The 20,541-nt window shown below is 63.8% G+C and carries 24 protein-coding genes; 6 read left to right on the top strand and 18 right to left on the bottom strand.

Features of this window, described 5'->3' with window-relative positions:
- Positions 1 to 90 precede the first annotated feature (90 nt).
- Both AC0L3A_RS09910 and AC0L3A_RS09905 read left to right on the top strand, forming a co-directional pair.
- A complete protein-coding gene (locus tag AC0L3A_RS09910) occupies positions 91 to 1,716 on the top strand; it encodes a long-chain fatty acid--CoA ligase (RefSeq protein ID WP_473254263.1) in 1,626 nt (541 codons plus the stop codon).
- Between the two features lie 43 nt (positions 1,717 to 1,759).
- The gene (locus AC0L3A_RS09905; protein WP_473254262.1) at positions 1,760 to 2,971 is read left to right on the top strand and encodes an acyl-CoA dehydrogenase family protein; all 1,212 of its coding nucleotides are present in this window, start codon (positions 1,760 to 1,762) and stop codon (positions 2,969 to 2,971) included.
- A gap of 211 nt (positions 2,972 to 3,182) precedes the next feature.
- On the opposite strand, the gene AC0L3A_RS09900 is transcribed toward AC0L3A_RS09905, so the two are convergent.
- Together AC0L3A_RS09900 and AC0L3A_RS09895 are read right to left on the bottom strand one after the other, a co-directional pair.
- Positions 3,183 to 4,091, bottom strand: a complete 909-nt coding sequence (locus AC0L3A_RS09900) for an amino acid ABC transporter substrate-binding protein (RefSeq protein WP_007592406.1) — start codon at positions 4,089 to 4,091, stop codon at positions 3,183 to 3,185.
- A 178-nt stretch (positions 4,092 to 4,269) separates the two neighbouring features.
- Positions 4,270 to 4,689 carry a nuclear transport factor 2 family protein gene (locus AC0L3A_RS09895; protein WP_007592408.1) on the bottom strand — a complete coding sequence of 140 codons (420 nt, stop codon included), beginning with the start codon at positions 4,687 to 4,689 and terminating at the stop codon, positions 4,270 to 4,272.
- 142 nt (positions 4,690 to 4,831) lie between these two features.
- On the opposite strand from AC0L3A_RS09895, the gene AC0L3A_RS09890 reads away from it, so the two are divergent.
- Together AC0L3A_RS09890 and AC0L3A_RS09885 are read left to right on the top strand one after the other, a co-directional pair.
- Entirely contained in the window at positions 4,832 to 6,073 is a 1,242-nt protein-coding gene (locus AC0L3A_RS09890; protein WP_473254261.1) for an amidohydrolase family protein, read from the top strand.
- Between the two features lie 213 nt (positions 6,074 to 6,286).
- On the top strand, positions 6,287 to 6,598 hold the full coding sequence (locus AC0L3A_RS09885) for a hypothetical protein (RefSeq protein ID WP_007592412.1): 312 nt from the start codon (positions 6,287 to 6,289) through the stop codon (positions 6,596 to 6,598).
- A 12-nt stretch (positions 6,599 to 6,610) separates the two neighbouring features.
- Here AC0L3A_RS09885 and AC0L3A_RS09880 read toward each other — a convergent pair whose 3' ends face one another.
- The 7 genes from AC0L3A_RS09880 to AC0L3A_RS09850 form a co-directional block, all read right to left on the bottom strand.
- On the bottom strand, positions 6,611 to 7,534 hold the full coding sequence (locus AC0L3A_RS09880) for a DUF1932 domain-containing protein (RefSeq protein ID WP_007592414.1): 924 nt from the start codon (positions 7,532 to 7,534) through the stop codon (positions 6,611 to 6,613).
- Entirely contained in the window at positions 7,534 to 8,403 is an 870-nt protein-coding gene (locus AC0L3A_RS09875) for a substrate-binding domain-containing protein (RefSeq protein WP_007592417.1), read from the bottom strand. Before AC0L3A_RS09875 ends, AC0L3A_RS09880 begins: the two co-directional genes overlap by 1 nt.
- Positions 8,404 to 8,486: 83 nt before the next feature.
- Positions 8,487 to 9,170, bottom strand: a complete 684-nt coding sequence (locus AC0L3A_RS09870) for a 4-carboxy-4-hydroxy-2-oxoadipate aldolase/oxaloacetate decarboxylase (protein ID WP_007592418.1) — start codon at positions 9,168 to 9,170, stop codon at positions 8,487 to 8,489.
- Positions 9,167 to 9,880: a PIG-L deacetylase family protein gene (locus tag AC0L3A_RS09865; RefSeq protein WP_473254260.1), complete on the bottom strand. Its 714-nt coding sequence runs from the start codon at positions 9,878 to 9,880 to the stop codon at positions 9,167 to 9,169. The genes AC0L3A_RS09870 and AC0L3A_RS09865 overlap by 4 nt, the downstream gene beginning before the upstream one ends.
- Before the next feature lie 39 nt (positions 9,881 to 9,919).
- Entirely contained in the window at positions 9,920 to 11,221 is a 1,302-nt protein-coding gene (dctA, locus tag AC0L3A_RS09860) for a C4-dicarboxylate transporter DctA (protein WP_473254258.1), read from the bottom strand.
- Positions 11,218 to 12,102, bottom strand: a complete 885-nt coding sequence (locus AC0L3A_RS09855; protein ID WP_219682584.1) for an amidohydrolase family protein — start codon at positions 12,100 to 12,102, stop codon at positions 11,218 to 11,220. Before AC0L3A_RS09855 ends, dctA begins: the two co-directional genes overlap by 4 nt.
- 29 nt (positions 12,103 to 12,131) lie before the next feature.
- Positions 12,132 to 12,842 (bottom strand): TetR/AcrR family transcriptional regulator, encoded by a 711-nt coding sequence (locus AC0L3A_RS09850; RefSeq protein WP_219682583.1) that lies wholly within the window; start codon positions 12,840 to 12,842, stop codon positions 12,132 to 12,134.
- A 115-nt stretch (positions 12,843 to 12,957) separates the two neighbouring features.
- Here AC0L3A_RS09850 and AC0L3A_RS09845 point away from each other — a divergent pair, with 115 nt between their 5' ends.
- Positions 12,958 to 13,938 carry a tripartite tricarboxylate transporter substrate binding protein gene (locus AC0L3A_RS09845; RefSeq protein ID WP_473254257.1) on the top strand — a complete coding sequence of 327 codons (981 nt, stop codon included), beginning with the start codon at positions 12,958 to 12,960 and terminating at the stop codon, positions 13,936 to 13,938.
- A gap of 86 nt (positions 13,939 to 14,024) precedes the next feature.
- On the opposite strand, the gene AC0L3A_RS09840 is transcribed toward AC0L3A_RS09845, so the two are convergent.
- Positions 14,025 to 15,173 (bottom strand): mechanosensitive ion channel family protein, encoded by a 1,149-nt coding sequence (locus AC0L3A_RS09840; protein ID WP_007592428.1) that lies wholly within the window; start codon positions 15,171 to 15,173, stop codon positions 14,025 to 14,027.
- Between the two features lie 127 nt (positions 15,174 to 15,300).
- On the opposite strand from AC0L3A_RS09840, the gene AC0L3A_RS09835 reads away from it, so the two are divergent.
- Positions 15,301 to 16,551, top strand: coding sequence for a DUF763 domain-containing protein (locus AC0L3A_RS09835; RefSeq protein WP_007592429.1), 1,251 nt, complete (start codon positions 15,301 to 15,303; stop codon positions 16,549 to 16,551).
- 38 nt (positions 16,552 to 16,589) lie between these two features.
- Here AC0L3A_RS09835 and AC0L3A_RS09830 read toward each other — a convergent pair whose 3' ends face one another.
- The 8 genes from AC0L3A_RS09830 to AC0L3A_RS09795 all read right to left on the bottom strand — a co-directional run bounded on the left by AC0L3A_RS09830 (position 16,590) and on the right by AC0L3A_RS09795 (position 20,493).
- The gene (locus AC0L3A_RS09830; RefSeq protein WP_007592431.1) at positions 16,590 to 16,832 is read right to left on the bottom strand and encodes a hypothetical protein; all 243 of its coding nucleotides are present in this window, start codon (positions 16,830 to 16,832) and stop codon (positions 16,590 to 16,592) included.
- 34 nt (positions 16,833 to 16,866) lie between these two features.
- Positions 16,867 to 17,130, bottom strand: coding sequence for a hypothetical protein (locus AC0L3A_RS09825; RefSeq protein ID WP_035992883.1), 264 nt, complete (start codon positions 17,128 to 17,130; stop codon positions 16,867 to 16,869).
- A gap of 15 nt (positions 17,131 to 17,145) precedes the next feature.
- Positions 17,146 to 17,373 carry a hypothetical protein gene (locus AC0L3A_RS09820; protein ID WP_035992886.1) on the bottom strand — a complete coding sequence of 76 codons (228 nt, stop codon included), beginning with the start codon at positions 17,371 to 17,373 and terminating at the stop codon, positions 17,146 to 17,148.
- Between the two features lie 3 nt (positions 17,374 to 17,376).
- Positions 17,377 to 17,577 (bottom strand): hypothetical protein, encoded by a 201-nt coding sequence (locus tag AC0L3A_RS09815; RefSeq protein ID WP_007592432.1) that lies wholly within the window; start codon positions 17,575 to 17,577, stop codon positions 17,377 to 17,379.
- Between the two features lie 9 nt (positions 17,578 to 17,586).
- Positions 17,587 to 17,769, bottom strand: coding sequence for a hypothetical protein (locus AC0L3A_RS09810; protein ID WP_007592434.1), 183 nt, complete (start codon positions 17,767 to 17,769; stop codon positions 17,587 to 17,589).
- 138 nt (positions 17,770 to 17,907) lie between these two features.
- Complete coding sequence (locus tag AC0L3A_RS09805) at positions 17,908 to 19,179, bottom strand: cytochrome P450 (protein WP_219682577.1); 1,272 nt, start codon at positions 19,177 to 19,179, stop codon at positions 17,908 to 17,910.
- 107 nt (positions 19,180 to 19,286) lie between these two features.
- Positions 19,287 to 19,613 carry a hypothetical protein gene (locus tag AC0L3A_RS09800; RefSeq protein WP_007592438.1) on the bottom strand — a complete coding sequence of 109 codons (327 nt, stop codon included), beginning with the start codon at positions 19,611 to 19,613 and terminating at the stop codon, positions 19,287 to 19,289.
- A 106-nt stretch (positions 19,614 to 19,719) separates the two neighbouring features.
- Positions 19,720 to 20,493 (bottom strand): ferredoxin--NADP reductase, encoded by a 774-nt coding sequence (locus tag AC0L3A_RS09795; RefSeq protein WP_473254255.1) that lies wholly within the window; start codon positions 20,491 to 20,493, stop codon positions 19,720 to 19,722.
- Positions 20,494 to 20,541: the final 48 nt, after the last annotated feature.

Here is a 20,541-nt window from a genome sequence, read left to right as displayed (position 1 = left end):
TTTTACGTGAACGTCGCGTGGCGTTCCGCTAACCTCAAGCGCACATCACAAGCGCACGCCATGCAACGACATGGCGGTCCGGAGGAGACGATGCAGGGATTGATGATGGACATGCCGCTCCTGATCAGCGGCCTGATCCAGTATGCGGCCGATTATCACGGCGAGGCCGAGGTCGTCGCCCGCGAGATCGAGGGCGACATCCATCGCTACACCTATGCCGACGCCCATCCGCGCATCAAGCGCATGGCATTGGCCCTCAAGAGGCTCGGCATGATGCCCGGCGATAGGGTCGGCACGCTGGCCTGGAATACGCACCGTCACTTCGAGATGTTCTATGCCGCGCCGGGCATGGGCTACGTGTTGCACACCGTCAACCCGCGGCTGTTTCCCGAACAACTCGTCTACATCGTCAATCACGCCGAGGACCGCCTGCTGTTCATCGACCGCGCCACGCTGCCGATCGTGGAGGCAATCGCGCCGCAGCTCACATCGATCGAAGCCTATGTCGTGATGTCCTCGCGCGAGCGGATGCCGGAGACCAGGCTTGCCAACGTCCATTGCTACGAGGACCTGCTGGAGAACGAGCACGACGCCGGCTTCGTCTGGCCGGAGTTCGACGAAAAGTCGGCGTCCACGATCTGCTACACCTCCGGCACCACCGGCAATCCGAAGGGCGTAATCTATTCGCACCGCGCCGCGATCCTGCAGACCATGGTCTCCTGCAATTTCGACTTCCTGCCCGGGCACCTGGAAGGCGTGCGCGAGGTGATGATGCCGATGGCGCCGCTGTTCCACGGCAACGGTTGGAACATGCCGTTCACCGCGCCCTATACCGGCTCGAAGCTGGTGCTGCCCGGCCGCAATTACGAGCCGGACAAGCTCTACGAATTGCTCGAAGGCGAGAAGGTGACGCTGTCGGCGGGCGTGCCAAGCTTCTGGCTGATCCTGCTCGACTGGTTAGGGCGCACCGGCAACAGGTTCTCGACACTTCGTGCAACATTGTCGTCTGGCTCGGCGCCGCCGCGCGCGATGGTCGAGAAGCTCAAGCGTGAGTATGACATCGACTACATCCAGGCCTGGGGCATGACCGAAGCCTTGGGCTGCTCGATGCCTGGCCTGCGGCCGGGCTCCGAGCATCTCGACGACAAGGAGAGGTTCGACCGCCGCCAGGTGTCCGGCCGCGCCTGTTTCGGCACCGCCTTGCGCATCGTCGACGACGGCGGCAACGAGCTGCCGCGCGACGGCAAGAGCGTCGGCCATCTGCGCGCGCGGGGACCGTGGGTTGCGTCCGGCTACATGAAACTCGAAGAAGGCCTCGACCGCGACGGCTGGCTGATCACCGGCGACATGGCCGTGATCGACCCACAGGGCCACGTCACGCTGACCGACCGCTCCAAGGATGTAATCAAGTCCGGAGGCGAATGGATCTCCTCGATCCAGCTCGAGGACGTCGCCTTGTCTCACCCCGATGTGCTGCAAGCCGCCGTGGTCGCGATCAACCATGAGAAATGGCAGGAGCGGCCTCTGCTCCTCGTCGTCCGCAAGAAGGGCACGACCGTCGACGGCAAGACGCTACTCGACCACATGCGCCCCAAGATCGCGAGCTGGTGGATGCCCGACGCCGTCGAGTTCATGGACGAGTTCCCGATGACCGGCACCGGCAAGGTGCTCAAATCCGCGCTGCGCGAGAAATTCAAAGAGTATCGCGTCGCCTGAGCCGATTGCGCACCGGCCTGTCCATCGATTGAGGAGACCAAAGATGCTCTACTCGATGTCCCCCAAAATCGTTGAGCTCAAGCGCAGGCTCGAAAGTTTCATGGACCGGCACATCTATCCGAACGAGGAACGTTTTTATCGCGAGGCGGAGGAGCTGGGCCCCTGGAAGGTCTATCCGGTCGTCGAGGAGCTGAAGCCGCTGGCGCGCGCTGAAGGCCTCTGGAATCTGTTCCTGCCGGACTCCGGCTACGGTGCGGGCCTCACCAACCTCGAATATGCCCCGCTCTGCGAGGTCATGGGCCGCTCGCATCTCGCGCCCGAAGTCTTCAACTGTTCGGCGCCCGATACCGGCAACATGGAGGTGCTGGAGCGCTATGGCGCGGAGAACGACAAGGAGCGCTGGCTGAAGCCGTTGCTCGCAGGCGAAATCCGCTCCTGCTTCGCCATGACCGAGCCTGCCGTCGCCTCATCCGATGCGACCAACATCGAAAGCTCGATCGTCCGCGACGGCGATCATTACGTCATCAACGGCCGCAAATGGTACACCACCAATGCGACCGACCCGCGCTGCAAGATCTGCATCTTCATGGGCAAGACTGATCCCGACAATGCGGACCGCCACAAGCAGCAATCCATGATCCTGGTGCCGATGGACACAGCGGGCGTCGAGGTCAAGCGTCCCCTGCCCGTGTTCGGCTTCTACGGCGTGCCCGATCGCGCCTCCGAGGTCGTCTTCACCGATGTGCGCGTGCCCAAGGAGAACATGCTGCTCGGCGAGGGCCGCGGTTTCGAGATCGCGCAGGGACGCCTCGGCCCTGGCCGCATCCACCATTGCATGCGGCTGATCGGGCTCTCCGAGCGCACACTGGAGAAGGTGTGCCGCCGGGTGCGCAGCCGCGTCGCCTTCGGCAGGCCGATTTCCGAGCAGACGGTGACGCAGGAGCGAATCGCTGAAGCCCGCATCATGATCGAGCAGGCCCGGTTGCTGACGCTCAACGCCGCCCACGCGATGGATACCGTCGGCAACAAGGTGGCGAAAGCCGAGATCGCGATGATCAAGGTCGCTGTGCCCAACATGGCCTGCCAGATCATCGACTGGGCGATCCAGGCCCATGGCGGCGGCGGCACGTCGAACGATTTCGGATTGACGCAGGCCTACGCGACCGCGCGCTTGCTGCGTCTCGCCGACGGCCCGGACGAGGTCCACAGGAACCAGATCGCGCGGTTCGAGCTGAAGAAATATTCGAACGCGTAAAACACTGCACTCGCCGGAAGCACAGTGCCATCTTCCCTTCTCCCCTTGCGGGAGAAGGTGGCGCGAAGCGCCGGACGAGAGGTATCTATCCGCGGAGACAGACCCCTCACCCGAGCGAGTCTGCGTCCACCAGCGGAGATGCCCTCTCCTGCAAGGGGCGAGGGCACAATGACACGCAGCCGATTGCAACCAGCGCCTTGGCGCCCTCGCCTCAGTTGACCACGTACACATCCGGATCGAAGCTGGAGCTCGGCTTCTTGAAGGCGTTGCGCAAGGCGCCCGACATCGGGACGTTGTAGTTGAGGCCGTTCGGCGGCGTCGGCGATTCCAGCCACTTCTTGTAGAGGACCTCGATCTCCTGGCTGGCGTATAGCTCTGCAGTCGCGCGGTCGGCGAGCGCCTTGAACGGCGCGTCCTCCCGCCGCAGCATGATCCCGTAAGGCTCGGGCTTCGAGAACGTCTCCTCGCTGATCATGAACAGCTGCGGCTCCTTCGAGCGCGCGATCGCGACCGCGAGCTGCACGTCGTCGAGCGCGTAGGCCTGGGCGCGGTCGGTTTCCAGCAACAGGAAGGCCTCGGCCTGGTCCTTGGCCGGCATCACGTTGATGCCGAGATTGCGCTCGGTGTTGACCTTGGCGAGCTGCGTCAAATTGACCGAGCCGGCCACCGCGGTCACCGCTTTGCCCTTGAGATCGTCGATGGTGTTGATCTTTGCGGCTTTCTTGGCCGCAAATCGCGTTGCGCTGAGGAAGTGCGTGTTGGTGAAGGCGACCTGCTTCTGGCGATCGGCATTGTTGGTGGTCGCCGAGCAATGCAGGTCGAGCGTCCCGTTGACCATCAGCGGAATCCGGTTCGACGACGTCACGGCGAGAGTGTCGACCGCGATGTCGGGCATGCCGAGCTGCTTCTTTACGGCATCCACGATTCTAAGGCAGATATCCATGGCAAAGCCGACCGGCTTCTGGTTGCCATCGAGATAGCTGAACGGGACCGAAGCCTCCTGATAGCCCAGCGTGATCTTCTTGGTCTCTTTGACTTTCTGAAGCGTACCCGACAGGTCTTCGGCGGAGGCGGCAGTTGCAAGGCATGTGAAGGCCAGGACAACAGTGGGTAAACGCATTGGGAACTCCTCGAGGAGGCTCGCGCCTCCATGCCGGGCGCAGCAATCGCACCGTTGATAACGCAGGGGCGCGGCAGCCGCCAGACGAGCTTGCGTCTACCAGCTATCGCGGCTTGCGATATGGTGACCGGCCGTTTGTCTCTGTGGAGTCAGGGCAGCTCAAGCGCCAGGATGGCGCTTACGCATCGATACCGCGCTGGACCAGGATGCGCTCGGCGCTGTCGTTCCAGACATCCATCTTGGTGATCTGGCCATTCCGCACCACGAAGCGGTCGACGTAGCGGTTGCCCTCGAATGAGGTCCCATCTTTCCATTCGCCGTAGAGCGTGCCGACACTATAGACCACGGTCTCGCCGTCGCCGGGGCAGACGTCGAACCGATCCATCTTCTTCTTGACCCAGCGGTAGCGCTTGGCGTTGAACCCGGCCGGGCCCCGCGGATGATCGAACTCGCGCCCGCCGGTAAAGGTGATCACCGTGCCCGGCGCCATATAGGCCGCCGCGGCGTCCGGATCGGGGATCATCGACGCCGTGAGATAGGCTTCAACGATCTCGGCGTCGGACGACGGACCGGCTTCGGCTTTTGCGGTAGCGGACATGGCTCATTCTCCCGGGTTGCGGAATACTAACGCCGCTCTCGGGGAATACGTGCATATATTTTGAACATTTCCGTCGCTACACTGCCGACAATCTGGAGCCGCCAAACGCGGCCGAATGCACTAAATTCCTTCCCCAAGAGCCATGACAACGCAACCCGCCTTTGAGCTCATCTTTCGCAACGCCTTGCTGCGTGGTGCCGCCGACCCGATGGACATCGGCGTCACGCGCGGCCGGATCACCGCCATCGAACCGACGCTCGCCTGCGAGGCCGTTGAGGTCGATGTCGGCGGGCGTCTCGCCCTGCCCGGCTTCGTCGACAGCCACATCCATCTCGATAAAGCCTGCCTGCTAGGCCGCTGCGGGCATGATCACGGCAGCGTCTCCGAAGCGATCCGCGCCGTCTCCGGGATGAAGAAGGATTTCTCGGTCGAGGACGTCTACGCGCGCGGCGCCCGGGTGCTCGAACGTGCCATCGTCCACGGCACCACGCGCATGCGAACCCACGTCGAGATCGATCCGCGCATCGGCTTGCGCGGCTTCGAGGCGGTGAAGGCGCTGAAGCGTGACTATGCCTGGGCGATCGACCTGTCGCTCTGTGTCTTTCCGCAGGAAGGCCTCACCAACGATCCCGGCAGCGAGGAGCTTCTGATCCAGGCGCTGCGCGACGGGGGCGCGGTGATCGGCGGCTGTCCTTACACGGACACCGATCCGAACGCCCATCTCGCACGCATCTTCGACCTCGCCGAGGCGTTCGACGTGGACGTCGATCTCCATCTCGATTTTGATCTCAATCCCTCCTGGTGGCACCTCGACGAGGTCTGCCGGCAGACCGAGCGGCGCAACTACGGGGGCCGCGTGGCAATCGGCCATGCGACGAAGCTCTCCGCACTGCCACCGGAGCGGCTGAGGGCCGCCACTGCGCAACTGGAGAAGGCCGGCGTAGCCGTCACCGTGCTGCCGGCAACCGATCTCTATTTGATGGGGCGCGAGGCGACCCACAACGTGCCACGCGGGCTGACGCTCGTCCACAAGCTCGCCGGCGACGGCGTGCTGTGCTCGATCGCGACCAACAACGTGCTCAATCCCTTCACGCCGTTCGGTGATGCCTCACTGCTGCGAATGGCGAATTTCTACGCCAACGTCGCGCATGCCTCGGTCAACGACTTCGATACCTGCCTTGATCTCGTGACCGAGCTGCCGGCGCGGCTGATGAACCTCGGGGATTACGGCATCGAGGTTGGGAATCCGGCCGATCTCGTTGTGCTCGACACGCAAGACAGCCGCTTCGCCATCGCCGAGCTGCCGGATATCGTGATGGGCTTCAAGAGCGGCCGACAGACTTTTGCACGGCAACGGCCCACTCTATTTCGCCCTGGTTCCTGATCCGCTCTCAATGCATATCTGCATTGAAGGGCGTCTGATTCCCCCGCAGCTTCCGTTCGATGTTACCGCCCATCGTTCCGCAATTCCGAATCCGGTAGATTCCCGGATAGTAGATTCTTGCTGATTCTCGATAGCTGCGCGCATTGCAAGTCCCGCGGTGCCCGTCATAGTAGGATCGGCACTGATGTCTGCATTCAACGGGGAAGCATCGACATGTTCAGCGCATTCAGCGGCATCGAGCACCAATCCAATCGAGCGAGAACGCCCAGCGAGGCCGCGGTGAAGCGGCTCGACGGCATCGGGCACGTCCTGTCGGACCTCGATCTGGCGGGCGTCCGGACACAGGATGAACTAACGCGCATGCTCCTGACGCTCGATACCGCCGACAAGTGTATTCGATCGATCCGCGCAGAATTCCGGACCGAAGCCGCGAATGATCGGCTGGCCCGCAAGACGGAAGACCTGATGGCGTTGATCGAACGCGCCCGCGACGAGCTCACCGGCAGTCGCACGGCAAAGTCCTGAGCAGGAGCCGCCCTAGCTCTCGCGATTGATCTTCGCCAGGATTCGGTCCGCCTCGGTGCGCCAATCAGCGCTGCAGGCGAACTCCTTGGTGCCTTTCGTTCCGAACAGGCCCTCATCGGCGAGGTCCGCCACCCAGGCCTGCCGCTCGGCGGTGCCCTGCGCGGACCACGGCGTCAGCCCCGCTTCACGCACGGTCTCGGCGACCTCGCGTACTTCCTCGGCGCGGCGGCGGCCATGCTCGATCACGCGCTGGAAGCAATAAGCGCCCTGCTTCTCCCAATCGATCGTGGGAAAGGTTTCCGCCAGCGAAGCCAGTACCGCATCCTCGACGCCATAGGCGCGCGCGGTGGTGAAGCTCTCGATCACCATGGCTTCCAGGCCCTTGATCATGATGCTGCGACACATCTTCACCGCCGAGGAAACCCCGAGCTTGTCGCTCGCAACCTTTGCCGCAAAACCGATCGCGTTCAAGAGCGGCTCGAGTTCCCTGGCGTCGGGACCACCGAGCAGCAACGGCACCTTGATGCGATAAGGCGGCACCGACGTCATCACCGCGCCCTCGACATAACGTCCGGCGGCCCCATCGATCAGCGCGGCAGCGCACTGCTTGGCGCCGGGAGACGCCGAATTGAAATCCAGGAACCAGGTGCCTTGATTGATCGCGGCCGCGCAGGCCTCTGCCACCGGCACGGCCTGGCTCGCCGTGACCGCGGAGATGATGAAATCGGACTTCGCGGCCAGCTCGGCGTGAGACACCGCCAGCGCCACACCGAATTTCGCCGCATGCTCCATCAGCGGTGCGCCCTGCTCGCCCCCGAGCTTGATGTCAAAGGCTGTGACCGTGATGTCCTGCTGGCGCAAATCCTCGGCCAGGATCCTGCCGACCTCGCCGTAACCGACCAGTCCGATCTGCCATCGCCTGGGATCGCCCGCCATCAGTTCAGTCCTCGTGTTGTTGCGTCGAACAGCTCCTCGACAGCATAGCGGCGCGGGATCAGCGCCTGCTGGAACGCGTAGTCGACGATCAGCTCCAGCGACCTTCTGTTCGCTTCGATTCCGAACGGAACAAGGTCCGGCGTTGCCGCAGGCCCCGCCTGCGCCTTGTTTTGCTTGAGCAGATCATAGACGCCCGAAACCACGTCAGGACGCGATTTCGCCAGCTGCTCGGTCACGACCACGAGATGGTTGACCGGGACCACGCTGCGGCGCGCGTACCATATGGCGGCTTCCGCGGCCGGATCGGGGAACAGCGGCCTCAGTTTCGGATCGCTCGAGGCCTCACCGAGGACGGCGTCGAGCTCGCCGTCGAGCAGCATCTGCAAGATCTTCTTGCCCTTCGGCGCGCGCTCGGTGGTGTCGACATATTCGGCGACGTGCGGATCCTCGAAGGTGACCCAGCGGATCTTGCCGAGGTTGACGCCGTAGTCGTTGGCGAGGATGCCCCTGATCCAGGCTCCGGTCGTGGTCGTGAAGGAGCGGATGCCGATGCGCTTGCCTTCCAGATCGGACGGCCCAAGCGTTCCACGCGCAGGATTATAGAGCGCGTAGGAGTGCTGAAAGCGGCCGAGCATGGCTGCAGGCAGCAGCACCAGCGGCTTGCCATGCGCCTTCGCCATCAGATAGGTGACGATTGCCATCTCGCAGACGTCGAAGGCCTGCTCGCGCACCATCGGTTTGAACGCAGTGTTGGTCGGCGTGTATTCGATAAAGTCGAGGTCGAAGCGGTCGGAGCGGAGCTCGCCGCTCTTCACCGCCTCGACATGGCGGTGACTGCCGAGCACGGCCTTCAGCTTGAGACGATCCATCGGCCCACTCCGCTTCTCGAGAGCATGATCCGGAAAAGTGTGAAGCGGTTTTCCGAATAGATCATGCTCAAAAAATACTACGCTCAGACATCCTCGGGATCGTCGACGTAAACGAGCCCCGCTTTCGCCAAGGCCTCACGCATGCTGTACATGTCGAGGCCCAGCTCGCCCGAAGCCAGCCGCTTGCGCTTGCCGCCTTCGTCGGCGTTGCGCTTCTTCGCCTTCTCGGCGACCTCGGCTGCGTAGCGCTTCGGCACGACCACGACGCCGTCGTCATCGGCCACGACGATGTCGCCGGGATCGACGTTGACGCCGGCGCAGACCACGGGGACATTGACCGAGCCAAGCGTCGCCTTCACCGTGCCCTTCGCCGAGACCGCGCGCGACCACACTGGAAAGTTCATCTCGTGCAGCGCTTTGACGTCGCGGCAGCCGGCATCGATAATCAGCCCCTGCACGCCGCGCGCCTGCAGCGAGGTTGCGAGCAGCTCGCCGAACATGCCGTCGGTGTTGTCGGTGGTGCAGCCGACGACGAGAATGTCGCCCTTCCTGCACTGCTCGACCGCGACATGAATCATCCAGTTGTCGCCGGGTTGCGCCAGCACAGTGACGGCGGGGCCGGCAATCGCGGCGCCAGCCCAGACCGGCCGCAAATACGGCTTCATCAGGCCGAGCCGGCCATAGGCCTCGTGCACGGTCGAGACGCCGTACTCCGCCATGGCGGCGGGATCGGCGCGCTTGATGTTACGAACGACGACGGGCTTCATGCCAGCTCCTCCGCTACCGTCGGGAACAGGCGCTGATAGGCCTCGCCATAGGTCATCGGCACGCCGGTGTTACGGCTGCCCTGGACGCCGCGGTTGAGCGCGACGCGCTCGTAATAGCCCCATAGATGCTTCTGCGCAGCGAGGACCTGGAACGCCTCGTACTTCTCCTTCCAGACCTCGTCGATCTTGAGGAGCAGGTCCGGCTTGTAATTGCATTGCTCCGGCTGGTGCGGCTCGAACAGAAACACCGGCGGTGCAGAGTATTTGTACTCCGCGCCGGGCTTGTGGCCCATCGCCTGCGCGACCACGCGGGTTTCCTGCGCGAAATGCGCCGCGTTCGGATGGTCGAAATTATAGGGGTCCTCCAGCGCATGCGTCAGCACGAAGCTTGGATTGAGCTCGCGGTAGATGTCGACCATGCGGTCGAAATGCGCTTCCGTCAGCTTCAGCGGATAGTCGCCGCAATCGAAGAACTCGATCTCGGCGCCGAGCAGTTTTGCAGCGCGCTCCGCCTCATCCTTGCGGCCGGCTTTGACCGATTCCAGCGTCGCGCCCTTCTCCTTCCAGGCGAACTGGCTCTCGCCGCGCTCGCCGAAGGACAAGCAGACGATCTTCATGCGATAGCCCTTCTTCGCATGCAGCGCGATGGCACCTCCAGCGCGCCAGACGAAATCGCCCGGATGGGCCGTGATCACGAGACCTGTTTTCATGGGACAAACTCCTCTCTTCTGTTCGTCAACGTCATAAATTCATCGAGCCGCGGCCGCGGGCTCCTCGCCGTCGAGCACCCGTCGCAGGCGCTCGTGATCGAGCGCGCCTTCCCATTTGGCAATCGCGATCGTCGCGACCGCGTTCCCGATCAGATTGGTCGGCGTCAACCCCTGCGACATCAGGCGGTGGATGCCGAGCACGAGCGCCACGCTCGTCACCGGAATGCTGCCGGTGGCGGACAGCGTTGCCGCCAGCACGACAAAGGCGGCGCCCGCGATGCCCGCCGCGCCCTTGGAAGTCACGAGCAGGATCAAAAGCAGCTCGATCTGTTCGGTGAGCCCGAGCGGCGTGTTGGTCGCCTGCGCCAGGAACACCGAGGCGGCGGCGAGGTAGAGACAGGTGCCGTCGAGATTGAAGGAATAGCCGGTCGGGATTACGAGGCCGACGACACTGCGCTCGCAGCCGGCCTGCTCCAGCTTGGTCAGCATCCGCGGCAGCACTGTCTCGGACGACGTCGTGGCGATGCAGATCAGCAGCTCTTCCCAGATGTAGCGGATCAGCTTGAGCAGCGAGAAGCCGCACAGCCGCGCGACGGGACCGAGCGCCACGACGATGAAGATCATGCAGGTGAGATAAAAGCCGCCCAGCAGCTTGCCGAGCGAGGCCAGCGATCCCACGCCGAACTTGCCGACCGTGAAAGCGATGGCGCCGAAGGCGCCGATCGGCGCGGCCCACATCACGAAGCCGACGACGGTGAATACCATTTTGGCGGCGATGTCGATGAGATCGACCAGCGGCGCGGCGCGCTCGCCGAGCTGCACCAGCGCAAATCCGCACAGTACGGCGATGAAGAGCACCTGGAGGATGTTGCCCTCGGCAAAGGCGCCAATGAACGTCGCGGGCACGATGTTCATCAGGAACGGCACGAAGCCGATCACGCCGGTCTGCTTGACATAGGGTTCGATCGCGCTGGCATTGATGGTGGCTGGATCGATGTTCATGCCGACGCCGGGCTTGAGCAAGTTCACCGCAACAAGGCCAATGATCAGCGCAATCGTGGTCATGATCTCGAAATAGACGATCGCCTTGACCGCGACGCGGCCCACCCGCGCCATGTCGGCCATATGGGCAATGCTATGGACGACCGTGCAGAAGATGATCGGTGCGATCAGCATCCGGATCGCCTTGATGAAGGCGTCGCCCAAAGGCTGCATCCTGGCGCCCGCCTCGGGATTGACGATCCCAAGCGCGACGCCGGCGGCCATGGCGATGAGCACCTGGATCCAGAGCTCCTTCCACCAGGCCCGTCCACGCGGCTTGTCGATCGCCAGCGCCGTCATTGGTCGAACTCGAACAGGCGCGCTGGATTATCGACGAGGATCTTCTGCTGATACTCCGGCTCCGGCGCGAACAGCGGGATCAGGTCGACGAGGTCGCCGTCGTTCGGCATCGCCTTGACGTTGGGATGTGGCCAATCGGTGCCCCAGATGACGCGGTCGGGCGCGGTCTCGACGATCTTTCGCGCGAATGGCACGGCGTCGGTGAACGGCGGACCGGCCGATGACACCCGCTCCGATCCGCAGATCTTGACCCAACACTTCTCGTCGCGCTGCATCAGCTCGATCAGGATCTTGAACGGAAGCTGATCGAGCCCTTCGGACGCCTTCACCCGTCCCATATGGTCGATCGTGTAGCTCAGCGGCAGCCTTGTCAGCATGTCCGCATATTCAGGCAGATCGATCGCGTCGAAATGCAGGTCGATGTGCCAGCCGAGCGGCGCGACCATCGCGACGATGCGGTCGAACACACGCTTGTCGGGAACGCCGCCGAGATGGTGGACGAAATTGAAGCGGCAGCCGCGGAAGCCGCCCTCGTGCAGCACGCGGAGCCCGCGCTCCGTGATGGTGTCATCGATATTGGCAACCGCGCGATAGGCGCCGTTGCTCTGCGCGATGGCGTCGAGCGCCACCGTGTTATCGGTGCCATGCACACTGGCATTGACGATGACGGCACGTTCGACGCCGAGCTTGGCATGCAGCGTGCGGAAATCGGCGAGCGGCGCATCGGGCGGCGTGTAGGAACGGACCGGCGCGTAAGGGTATGTCGCGCCGGGCCCGAAGATGTGGCAATGCGCATCGCAAGCCAGCTTCGGCAGCTTGAACTTCGGCGTGCGCGTGTTCGGATCGGGCGGCGGGATGGTCGGTGTGTACATCATTGCCATCGGATAAACCGCCGAACGAGACCGAGTGTTCAAGTCTTGCTGCTGACGACCGGTCGTCGCCGTGCCGGTGCAGCCTGATCGAGCGCCGGCGCCTGGAACGCGGCCACGGTGGCTTGCACCAATTGTTCGATGGCGCTTGCGGCATCGCTGCCGTCGGCCTCGCCGCGCGACAGGCGCGAGACGCGATCCGGCGTCACCAGCGAGTAGTAGAGCGCGCCGAGCAGGAAGTGGCTGCGCCAGACGATGTCGGTGCGCGGAACGTGCGGCAGGCTTTCGTGGATCGCGTCGATGAAGGCGTGGCTGGTGTCGTCAAACGTCTGCGCGATGATTTTCCGCGCGACCTCATTGCCCTCCGCAGACATCACCGCGCGCAGCCGTGTGAACCGCGCTCCGCCCCCGGCAAGATCGCTGCCCGAGGTGAAGGCCGGCACGACATAGGCCCGCACCACCGCTTCGAGCCGGTCCTGGAGATCGCGCACGCGCTTGGCGGCCGCGAGCAGCTCGGAACGGCGCAAATTCATCGGCCCGCAATGGCGCCGGTAGATCTCCAGCAGCAGGCCGTCCTTTGTCTTGAAATGATAGGTGACGCTGCCGGGATTGGCGCCGGCGGCCTGTGCAATATCGCGCACCGACACGGCGTTGAAGCCGTTGGTGGCGAACAGCTCCTCGGCCGCGGCGAGAATTGCCTCACGCATGTTCGGCTTGCGGGCCGTTTCCTTGCTGGCGGGGTTGCGCGTCATGTGATTTGTACTATCGTACAAAAGATCAGGTCTCGTCAACAAGAACCATGGGCGGCGTCCGGACGGCTCGAAAGACCGACGGTCCGCGCGCAGACGCCCGCAAGGAGTGCTGGAAATGCTGGGTTTGAACAAGAAGATCGGCAGCTTGATGCTGGGTGCCGGCCTGCTGCTGGGAGGCGGCGGCGCCGAGGCCGCCGACAACTATCCGACCAAGCCGGTTCACATCCTTGTCCCTTATGCCGCCGGTGGCGCGGTCGACGTGCTCGCGCGCACGCTCGCACAGGCATTGGCGAAAACCTGGGGCCAGCAGCCGGTGATCGACAACCGTCCCGGCGCCGGCGGCATCGTCGCCTCGCAGGCGCTGACGCAAGCCGCCCCCGACGGATACACGCTGATCCTGGTCGCGAGCGGTCATCCCCTCAATCAGTTCATCTATCCGAGCGTGCCCTACGACACGTTTAGGGATTTTACCGCGATCACCGAAGTCGCTTCCTCGCCGCTCGCGATCGTCGTCGCCAAAGACAGCCCCTACAAGACGCTCGGCGATCTCCTCGCTGCGGCGAAGAAGGACCCTGACAAGCTCTCCTACGGCATGTCGGGCAACGGCACCTCGGCGCATCTCGCCGGTGAGCTATTGAAATATATGTCCGGCACCAAGATCGTCGCGATCCCTTACAAGGGCGGCGCCCCCGCGCTGACCGCCGTAATCGCCGGCGACATCCCGCTCAGCATCAATCCACTTGCAGAAGCCATCAGCCAGATCGAAGGCGGCCCGGTGCGCGCGCTCGCAGTAACCTCGGCCGAACGCTCCAAGGCGCTGCCCAATGTTCCGACCGTCGCCGAGTCGGGTGTGCCGGGTTACGACGTCTCCGTCTGGTGGGGCGTTCTCGGCCCGGCGAAAATGCCGCCGGAGATCGTGGCGAAGCTCGAAACCGATCTGAAGGCGGCGTTGCAGGACTCGAACGTACTGTCGACGCTCGGCAAGATCGGCGCAGCCCCGGTCGGCTCCTCCTCCAAGGATTTCGACGCCTACATGCATGCCGAGGCGACCAAATGGGAGCCGGTGCTGAAGGCCGCCGACATCCGCGCGCAATGAGGTGCTTCGCATGAGGACCGGCGCGCTCGACACGATCCAGCAGCGAGCGGGCTTGCGCGGCGCGACGAAGGCGGCGCGCGAGTAGGTCAATTGCGTGCGCTCGCCCGCCTCTTCTCCGGCGGCGCGGGACGCCGCACGAAATCGGCGTCATCGTCGCCTCCCCCCGACGGGATCAGGATCGCGCGCTCGCGCGGCAGCGCTTCCGGCATCTCGTCGCGGATGAAGGCGATGAGCTTCTCTCTCATCTCGCAGCGCAGGTCCCAGGACTGTGGCGCGTTCCTGGCGCTGACGAGGGCGCGAAGCTCGATGGTGCGAGCATCCGCGTCGATCACCTGGAGATTGACCACCTCGCCGTCCCAGAGCTTGGATTCCTTCACTGCTTCTTCCAGCCAGCGCCGGATCCGCGGAACGTCCGCGCGGTAGTCGACGTGGAGCGCGATCACGCCGATCAGGGACGCGGTGTCGCGGGTCCAGTTCTGGAATGGTTTTTCGATGAAATAGGACAGCGGCACCACCATGCGGCGCCAGTCCCACAGACGGATCACGACATAGGTCGAGGCGATGTCCTCGACCCAGCCCCACTCGTTCTCGATGATCACGGCATCCTCGATGCGGATCGGCTGTGTGATCGCGATCTGCATGCCCGCGATCAGATTGCTCAGCAGCGGCCGGGCGGCAAGACCGACGATGATACCTGCGGCACCGGCGGAGGCGAACAGGCTGACGCCATATTGCCTGACCGAGTCGAACGTCATCAGCGCGGTAGACACTGTGATGATGACGATGATGATATCGGTTACGCGCTTGAAGACGCGGACCTGGGTGACGTGCTTGCGCGCGACGAAATTCTCGGTGACGTCGCGAAAGTTCAGGAGATACCGTGCCGCGCTCATATCCACGATCCGGATCGAGATCCAGCCGATCAGCGCGATGAAAGCAACGACGAACAGGCGCGTCAGCGGCGTGCGGAAGGCGTCGTCCAGCGGCGCGAGCGGCAGCACCAACGCCACGGCGGCAAGACAGACGGCCAGCTGAGCAGGGCCCGCCGTGCGTTCGATGAACACGCTCAGGAGCGGGAGACGGGTTCCGAACGCGCGGTTGAACAGCCAAACCGCGAGACGGTAGATCGACAGGGCCATCAGGATCGCGCCAACGACCAGACACAGGCCGACGAACCACGACGGTATCCACCCGAACATCCTGTCGATGTCGGCCAAAAGGGTCTGCCGATTCATTAAAGTCCCCGCATTTGCATTCGCGCTTGCCGTTCAACGCGTCGCAGCGTGGTTCGCTCCCCCGCTCTGTGCAACGCAGCATCCCTCTGGTGCAATCATCGCCGAACTGCGCTATTTGTGGTCAATCATGACTCGACGGACCGGCAGCGCCGATCTTCCCCTTCACACCGGCCGGGTTCCACCCTGGCTGGCCACCCGCATGTCTTCGCTCGGCGCGATCGTCACGCAGGCGATCGTCCATCATTACGGGCGCGATGCATTCCTCCAGCGGCTCTCGCACCCGTTCTGGTTCCAGTCCTTCGGCGCCGTAATGGGAATGGACTGGCACTCCTCCGGCATCACGACGTCGGTGATTGGCGCGCTGAAGCGGGGTTTGGGCCCGCTGCAGGATGAGCTCGGAATCTACGTCTGCGGCGGGCGCGGCCAGCACTCGCGCAAGACCCCGGACGAACTGATGCAGCTCGGCGACCGCGTCGGCTTCGACGGCGCAATGCTCACGCGTGCGAGTCGCCTCGTTGCGAAGGTTGACAGCGCCGCGGTCCAGGACGGCTTTGACCTCTACCTGCACGGATTCTTCGTCACCGCCGACGCCAAATGGACCGTGGTGCAGCAGGGCATGAACGGCGACAAGCGGCAGGCCCGCCGTTATCATTGGCATTCCGAGGCACTGAAGAGTTTTGTCGACTCACCGCACAGCGCGATCGACGGGCCGCTGCAAGGCGAGATCGTCAACCTCACCGACCATCGCGCTGATATCTCGCGCTCCGCGCAGCTCGAACTGTTGAGTGATCTCGGCCCCGATCGCATTCTTTCCGAATTCGAGCGGCTCACCGGGACTGCGCCAGAGCCCGCGCAGGCGATGCTGCCGCACCTGATCATGCCCGCGCATCACGACGTCCGGCCAAAAGATGTGTTCGCGCGCCGCCTGCATGGCACACTCGCGGCCGCGGCCGAGCGCGGCCCGGTCGACTTTCCGGAGCTGCTGCTGACGCCCGGCGTTGGCGCGCGCACGGTGCGTTCGCTGGCGATGGTCGCCGAAGTCGTGCACGGCGCGCCCTACCGCTTCAACGATCCCGCCCGCTTCTCGCTTGCCCACGGCGGCAAGGACCGGCATCCCTACCCTGTTCCAATCAAGGTCTATGACGAAACCATTCGCGTGCTGAAGGGAGCGATTCAGAACGCAAAGCTCGGGCGCGAGGAAGAGATGCAGGCGATCAAGCGCCTCGACGACCAGGCGCGGCGGCTGGAGCGCACCGCGCACGGGCCATCGGTCGATACGTTCATCGCCGGAGAGCGTGCCGCCTCGCCCGATCTCGACGGCCGCTCCGTGTTCGGCTGGGAGCGCGATCTCGGGCCGGCAAAAAAGCGGACCGGCTGAAAACCGGTCCGCGAGTTCAGCGGAAAGGAGCGCCGCTCTCAGGTCTCGTCGCTGCCCGGCTCCTCATCGAGTCGGTTGGCCGAGTGATCCTGATATTGATCCGTCTGGATCGACTTGCCGTCCATGCCGCGAATGTCCGAATGCTGCTTCTTGTCGCGGTTCGAAAGGACCATGTTGTCGCCGATCTTGTCCTTGGACACGTCCGTCATGGCGCCGGTGCCGTCGCCCTTGCCGTGCATGCCCGATCTGAAATGCGTCTTGCTGCCATGACCACCTGGCATCTTTTTCTCCTCTTGCTTTGATCGCCCGTGAGGCTCAGTGCTTCTGCTGGGCCGGCGTCGGTTTCGGGGGCTTGTGGCCGCTCTGGCCGGTGTCGTTGTGCTTGTTGTGGTCGCTCTCCTGGTTGAGGCCGCCCCGGCTCACCGGAAATTCACTCTGCCGCGCCTCGGGTCGCGCGCGATGGACGGCCGTGTCCTCCGGATTGTGGCCGATGGCTTGGTCAAGCTCTCGCGCGTCTGGAACATCCGGCTTGCGCTCGAGGATGCGAACCTGTTGCTCGTGGGTCTTCTTGCCTTGCATGCTCGTCCTCCGGAGCTATCGGTCTCGTCGGTGCGTGCCACTGCGCGCGACGTCCTTGTCGATGCCGCCAGTGGCGTTCACGTCGTTCTCGACGTCGCCTTCGATCGTGTTCTCGCCCAGGGCGTCCTCGAGGTCCTCAGGCGAGATACCGGCCATCGTTGCGCCCTTCGATCCGCCGATCAGGGGATTTTCGTGCAGATCCTTTTCGGTCGGTGCGTAGAGTTTGGGTTGCCTATTGGTCATGCCTCACCTGCCTCCGCCCTTTCCGGCCTCGTCATGCCTGTGGTGTGAATCGTGCTCGCCACCTCCGCCGGAGACGCGGCTGTGGTTGCGCTGCGGGTCGTCCGCCGGTGGCTTCTTCACTTCGAGCGGTGCCTTCGCATTCTCATGCGAAGCGCCAGGTCCGCCCTGACGGATGCTGTTCGGTGTCTTGGTGGATGTCGACATGTCACCTCCTCAGCGATCCTGCTGATAGCCTTGGTTGGTGGTGTTCTGCTTGATGTTGCCCTGCTGCCCTTGCTGGTCTGGATTTTGCGCACGCTGCTGGCCGTGCGGGGCAGTCGAGGACACTTGCTTGCTGTCGCCGGTTCCCTTCGGGCTTTGGTTCTCGGCCGGAACAGGTGGCATCTTGCCGGTCATGATGCTGTCTCCTGTTGTTGATCTGCGACATCGACCGGAGGAACTCATCGCGGCTTTCGATGTCGCAAAAACAACTAGAGCAACGGCATGCCGTTCCTACCGACGAGTGCAGAGAAAATTTTCCGCAAGGCGTAAGTCTCAGCAGGCCACTGGCTGGGAACGAACCGTCATCGATCCAGCTGACGCTGTCGCCTGTGCTCCGTGGCCGTCGGGCACGACAGGGAGGTTCGCGATCGCACGCATGCCCGGTCGCTTGCGCCAGTGGATCTGAGACACGTCCACAGCAAGGCCAAGTTTCGGCCATCGCACGAACAACGCCTCCAGGGCGCACGCCGCCTCGATCCGGGCAAGTTGATGACCGAGGCAGAAATGGATTCCCGTTCCGAAGGACATGTGACGGTTCGGCTTGCGCGCGAGATCGATGCTGTCGGGACGATCATGCATCGCCGGGTCCATATTCGCGGCGGCGAGCATCACCATGACGCGATCGCCCTTCTCGAGACGCACGCCCGCGAGCTCGATATCCCGCCTCACATAGCGCGGCTTGGAGAACTGCACCGGCGACACGAAGCGCAGGAATTCCTCCACCGCGATCCCGACGCGGCTCCAGTCCTGTGCCAGCCAGTCGCGGACGCCGGGATTTCTGAGGAGCTCGTAGACGGAACCGCTGATGAGATGCGTGGTGGTCTCGGAGCCGGCCGCGAGCAGCAGGAACACCATCGACACCATTTCGTCCGGCGTGATCTGGCCGCCCTCGCGCTCGACCTGGACCAGCTCCGCGATCAGGCCCTCGCCGCCCCGCACGCGGGCAATCTGCAGCTGCCGTTCGAGGTAGGCTCGCATCTTGCGGAACGCGAACAGCAGGCGGAACAAGCTGACGACGTTCGTAAGCGAGGACATCGTATTGGCCCAGGCGATGAAGCGAGGGCGATCGGCCAACGGCAATCCGAGCAGCTCGGAGATCACCGCGAGCGGCAGGATGCGGGCATAGCGCTGGACGAGATCGGCCGGGCTTCCTGCCAAGAACAGCTCGTCGGCGAGACCGTCCGCGATGGCGCGGATACGCGGCTCCATCGCGACGATCGCGCGGCGTCGGAACGCCTCGTCCACGATGCTGCGCAGCCTTGTGTGGTCAGGCTCGTCCATCGTCAGCATGTTGTTGGCGATGGTTCTAACGTAGTTCGGCATCCACCAGCGCAAACCTGCGACGTCGCCATCCTCCTTGCGCAGCGTGAAATTGCTGCCCTCCTTCAGGACTTGCGCCGCGGCCTCGTAGGTCGTGGTGATCCAGACATCGCCGACGAGAGGAAATCGCACCGCGACAACAGCACCGGACATGCGCAACGTCGCGATCGCCCTGGGTGGATCGCGAAAGAAGGCCTCGCTGGTGAAATCGAGGCGTGGCGCCATGTGATCACCGAAGCGGTTGATGGCGTCTCACCGAGATGGTGCACGACGCCGCCCGCGCAAGGGGTGCGGAACCTGCGCTTCGGCGGTGCAGGCGTAGAGAGACGAATCTACCCCCGCCCCGGCGAACGCGGGCTGATCTTGCGCTGCTGCTGGTTGGTGTAGGCGTCCCAATTGCTCCAGCTGCCCTTGCTGAGGCTTTGCAGGTCGGTGGTGAGCGGACGGCGCGTGCGCTTGTCGTGATCGGCGATGGCGCGCTCGGATTGCGCGATCTTGCGCCTGAGTTCCCCGACCGCCTTCTGGGTTTGGCCGTTCCGTTTCGAAGACGCGATCTCGCCCATCGTGAAGCGCGCGGTCTCGAGCGCCTTCAGCTCGGCGCGGTTCTTCTTCAACTGAACCCGGTGCCAGGCGATGTTGCTGTCGCTGTCCGCAACCATGTGGGAACTCCGCTGATTCGTTCCCACAGTGTATCGCGCGCCGAATCGGCGCCGCAACGGGCGTCCGGCGGCGAAAATACGGTCTTATTGCGCGAAAATTCCGGGCCTAGCGTTCGGCGAAGGCCTTTTCGACCACGAATTGGGCCGGCTCGCCGTGATTGCCCTCGACAAGCCCTCGCTCGCCGAGGAGCACGCGGGTATCCGCCACCAGCGCCGGGCTGCCGCAGATCATGACGCGGTCGTGGGCGGCTTCCAAGGCCGGCAGGCCGATGTCGGAAAACAGCTTCCCCGAGGTGATGAGGTCGGTGATGCGGCCGCGATTGCGGAAGGGATCGCGCGTCACGGTCGGATAGTAGATCAACTGACTACGGATGTACTCGCCGATCAGCTCGTCCTTGGGCAGCGTCTCGGTGATCATCTCGCCATAGGCGAGCTCCTTCACGTGGCGGCAACCGTGCAGCAGCACGACCTTCTCAAACCGCTCGTAGGTCTCGGGATCCTTGATCACGCTCAGGAACGGCGCAAGGCCCGTACCGGTACCGATGAGGTAGAGGTTGCGGCCGTCCTCCAGATTGTCGATCACCAGCGTGCCGGTGGCCTTGCGGCTGACGATGATCTCGTCGCCTTCCTTCAGATGCTGGAGCCGTGAGGTGAGCGGGCCGTCCGGCACCTTGATCGAGAAGAACTCCAGCGTGTCCTCGTAATTGGCGCTGGCGACGCTATAGGCCCGCAGCAGCGGCTTCTCGCCGATCTTGAGCCCGATCATGGTGAATTCGCCGTTGCGGAAGCGGAAGGTCGGGCTGCGGGTGGTCTTGAAGGAGAACAGCGTGTCGGTCCAGTGGTGGACGCTCAAAACGGCTTCCTGATTGAAATTGCTCATCTCACCCTTCCGTGGCGCGTCGTGGCGGTTTTCAAGGCGGCAGCTATG

This window comes from Bradyrhizobium sp. MI1.3, assembly GCF_055811695.1.
This window is presented reverse-complemented; position numbering and strand designations above follow the sequence as displayed.